Annotated in this window: 4 protein-coding genes; 1 reads left to right on the top strand and 3 read right to left on the bottom strand. The window is 48.3% G+C overall.

What is annotated here, in order from left to right; genetic code table 11:
- Positions 1-140: 140 nt before the first annotated feature.
- Genes J4G02_21485 through J4G02_21495 form a run of 3 tightly spaced genes read right to left on the bottom strand, consistent with a single transcriptional unit; the run spans position 141 to position 3,585 of the window.
- Positions 141-983, bottom strand: coding sequence for an ABC transporter permease (locus J4G02_21485; GenBank protein ID MCE2397093.1), 843 nt, complete (start codon positions 981-983; stop codon positions 141-143).
- Positions 980-2,002: an ABC transporter permease gene (locus J4G02_21490; GenBank protein MCE2397094.1), complete on the bottom strand. Its 1,023-nt coding sequence runs from the start codon at positions 2,000-2,002 to the stop codon at positions 980-982. The genes J4G02_21485 and J4G02_21490 overlap by 4 nt, the downstream gene beginning before the upstream one ends.
- Positions 2,003-2,010: 8 nt before the next feature.
- Complete coding sequence (locus J4G02_21495) at positions 2,011-3,585, bottom strand: ABC transporter substrate-binding protein (protein ID MCE2397095.1); 1,575 nt, start codon at positions 3,583-3,585, stop codon at positions 2,011-2,013.
- Positions 3,586-3,902: 317 nt separating this feature from the next.
- Here J4G02_21495 and J4G02_21500 point away from each other — a divergent pair, with 317 nt between their 5' ends.
- Positions 3,903-4,163 (top strand): hypothetical protein, encoded by a 261-nt coding sequence (locus J4G02_21500; GenBank protein MCE2397096.1) that lies wholly within the window; start codon positions 3,903-3,905, stop codon positions 4,161-4,163.
- Positions 4,164-4,218 lie beyond the last annotated feature (55 nt).

Here is a 4,218-nt window from a genome sequence, read left to right on the forward strand (position 1 = left end):
CGGTTTCGACCTTGACAAAGAAGAAATTCCTTGCACCTCCCCATACCGGCAAAGGCTTTATATCCGTAATCTTCATGCTTCCCCCTTCTTAAATAACTTGTGTGATATGTAATCAATGAGCCAATGAACTAATGAACCAATTACGTTTTCACCTGCGGATCCAGCACATCCCGCAGCGCATCCCCCAGTAGATTGAACCCTAAAACAATCAGGAAGATTGCAATCCCCGGCGTCATGACAGTCCACGGTGCACGACGAATCAACGCCCGATTCTCGTTAAGCATCGCACCCCACTCCGGTTCACCGATTTCGGCACCAAGCCCAAGAAAGCTGAGACCGGCGGCATCCAGAATCGCCGCACCCATTCCCAACGTTGCCTGCACAATTAGGGGCGCAAGACAGTTAGGCAAGATCGCACGGGTCAGAATGCGAAAATCGCTTGCCCCGATGGCGTGGGCAGCAGCTACATAGTCCTGTTCACGGATGGTGAGGACAGACGCACGCAAGATTCTAGCATATTGTGGGATGTAAACAATCGAAACAGCAATAATCGCATTGGTCAGACTCTGTCCTAGAATGGTAACAATAACCATCGCTAGTAGGATACTCGGCATGGCGAGCATCATGTCCATCACCCGCATGATCGTGTTGTCAAGCCAACCCCCATAATAGCCAGCGATAATACCCAACAGTGCCCCAATCGAGATTGAGAATGTCATCGCAACCAATCCGACTTTGATCGAGATCCGCGAGCCGTAGACAATGCGACTGAAAATATCCCTCCCAACCTTATCGGTTCCAAAGTAATGATCTTGAGACCAACCTTTGAGTCGTGCGCTCACATCTGCATCGCGGGGGTCATGGGTTGCGATCAGCGGGGCAAAGAGTGCGATAATAATGAAAAACGTCAAGATCGATGCGCCAATCACCGCCGATTTCTGGCGCAGCAGCTCGTGATAAAATTGAGGGCGATTGTCCCTCATGTTGCCTCCCCTCCAACGCGGATACGCGGATCAAAATATGCGTAGAGCAGATCGACAATTAGGTTCACCGTCATAAAAACCGTCGCGACAAAGAGAACACCACCCTGTACCGGACGAATATCACGCGCTTCAACCGCAGCCCGCAGCCACGAACCCAACCCGGGCCAAGAGAAAATATGTTCTGTTAAAATCGCACCGCCCATCAGATAGCCGAATTGGAGACCAATGACTGTCAACACAGGAATGATGCTATTTTTTAACGCATGTTTAAGAATCACAACCCGTTTGGGTAACCCTTTAGCATAGGCGGTTACGATGTACTGTTGGTTGAGAACCTCTAGGAGGCTAGACCGTGTCATGCGAGCGATAATCGCTAACGGTATTGTGCCAAGCGTTATAGCAGGGAGAATGAGGTGCGCGATTGCATCTCGAAACGCAGCAAAGTTGCCAGCGAGCAGGGTATCAATCAGATAAAAGTGGGTACGGTGTTGAATGTCGAGATCTAATACAGCGTCGAGCCGTTGTGAGCTGGGAAAAATCGGGAAGGTATAAGCAAGCAGCAGGATCAGCATCAAACCGAGCCAGAAAATTGGCATTGAAATCCCTGCCAATGATCCGAACATCGTCGTGTAGTCCCAAAACTTCCCACGATTGACAGCAGCGATAATCCCTGCAGCTATGCCGAAAAAGATGGAGAAAATCATCGCTGCGAGCGTCAGTTCTACCGTCGCAGGAAATTTGCGGAGAATTTCGTCAATGACCGGTTGGTTCGTCTTAAACGAACGTCCCAGATCAAAGTGCACCAAATCCCACAGGAACACCCCATATTGCTTATACAGCGGTTGATTCAGCCCCATCTGGCGACGGAGTTCAGTCAACGCCTCCTCTGTCGCACGTTCCCCAAGAATTGCGAGGGCGGCATCACCGGGAATCAGGTGCACCATGAAAAAGACGAGCAGCGAAACACCAAAGAGCGATAATCCCATTGAGAGGAGTCGGTGCAAGACGTAGACAATCATGCGTTACATCACTTTTCAAGCCAGATCTGTCGAAAATACTTCCACGATGTTGGGTGAAGTTTGAGATTCTTAATCTGTTTGTTGATAATTAAGATCTGTTTGGAGTGTGCTAGTGGGACCCAAGGGACATCGCGGTGAAAAAGCGCTTGGGCTTTTTTATAAAGTTCGATCCGCTTGGCTTGATCCATAATTGACTGTGCTTCGACCAGAATTTCCTGCATCTCATCGCTGCGATAGAATGCGATGTTCCCCGCTGGTTTTTGCGCTGCTTCCTTGCTCAAGAGGTAGTAGAAGAAATTATCCGGATCGCCGAGGTCAGCAGACCAACCGAGCATTGCTGTGTCATGCTCACCGTGTTTGGTCTTTTCCAAGTACGTTCCCCAATCGAAGGTCACAATCTTTGCTATTATTCCAACATGGCGCAAATCTGATTGAATCGCTGCAGCGAGAGCACTCCCATCGGGGATATAAGGGCGAGGCACCGGCAATGCCCACAGTGTCGTCTCGAAGCCATCTGCGTAATCTGCCTCTGCAAGTAATGCCTTCGCCTTTGCCGGATCATAGGTGTACTCCTCAATCGAGTCATCATAACTCCACATCGTCGGTGGAATGGGGTTTTTGGCGGGGATGCCCATACCTTGATAAAGCTCTGTAACAATCTCGTGCTTGTTGATTGCGTGGTTGACGGCGAGACGAACCTTCAGGTTGTCGAAAGGCTTTTTATCGAAATTCATCGCAAGGTAACCGATATTCATACCGGGCTGTTCGATGATCTTGAGTTGGGAATCTGCGCGGATCTGGAGCAGGTCATCCGGGTTCGGAAATTCCATTGCATGAATACTCCCGTTTTGTAACTCGATAAGACGCACCGAATTATCGGGGATAGATCGGAAGATTATTCGGTCAAGCGGTGGGCGTCCTTCCCAATAGTCTGTGTTCACCTCCAAGACAACCTTGTCTTCCCGATCCCAACGCACAAACTTAAACGGTCCTGTGCCGACCGGATGATTCTTAAAATCTTCCCTCCATTTCTGGAGGGCCGTTGGACTGACGATCGAAAAGGGTGGCATCGCGATAGTGTAGATGAAAGGGGCGTAGGGACGTTTGAGAATTATTTCGACTGTATAGGCATCTGGTGCCCTGATTTCCTCTACAATTTCAGCCAATCCGGTGTACAACCAATAGGTGTAGGAACCACCAACATTATGAAAGGGGTGGTTTGGATCGTGTTGACGGTTGAGCGAAAAGAGCACTGCATCCGCATTGAAAGGCGTACCGTCGTGGAACTTTACCCCTTTGCGGAGGTTAAATCGCCACGTCAACCCATCCTCCGATGCCTCCCACGATTCTGCTAGCGCTGGCTCGATTTCCGTACTCTCGTTCTTGTACTGTACAAGTCTGTCGTAGATATTCTCACACACCTTGAAGGATTCGCCATCCTCTTCTTGCGCAGGGTCAAGTCCAACGGAGTCGCCACCACGTCCAAAAATCAGTGTGCCACCAATCACTTGGGCGTCAGCGACATAGACAGAAGATATTAAAAACAGAAAAATTGCAAGACTGTACCGATACGTTTGTTTCATGTGAAACCGCTCCTATATTGATATAATTGAGGTCTAAAGGTATCAACAATTCAGCGAACCTTCAAGATACAGGTTCCTTTCAAATTATTGTCGCAAAAATAAGGGGGTGTGTCAAGAGGAAACAGCGTATTTGAATGTGCATGAATACGGATGATATGATACAATAGATAACAACTTTTCGTTATCTGCGAAAAAACGAGGAGGAGTTGCCGGTGTTTGATTTTGTACAATACGCACTTTTAGGCATTAGTTCGATCCTAACGTTAGCATTCCCAGGTTTGCTAATATTCCTATGCATCCGGACACGCTCAAAGGGTTTGATAATTATCACGGTCTTCGACTTAATTACACGCGATGTTATGAAGCCATTCCTAGACCAATGGAGCACAGGTGAATTGAATAACTGGCTGACTCAGAACGTGACAGTCGGGGAGTTCATGACGTTGTATATCTATGTCACGCGCATATTCGACAACGGATTATTGGCGTTGGGTGCTTTCCTAATCTATCGAGAATGGAGTTGTGGGAAGATTCGTTGGAACCAGCGGAAATCGCCAGAGGTAGTTAATCATGCCTGATACCGGTTCTGACTCTAAGATAATGCGTCACACGCTAAACACACAAATGCTAGAT

This window comes from Candidatus Poribacteria bacterium, from assembly GCA_021295755.1.
Lineage (GTDB): Bacteria > Poribacteria > WGA-4E > WGA-4E > PCPOR2b > PCPOR2b.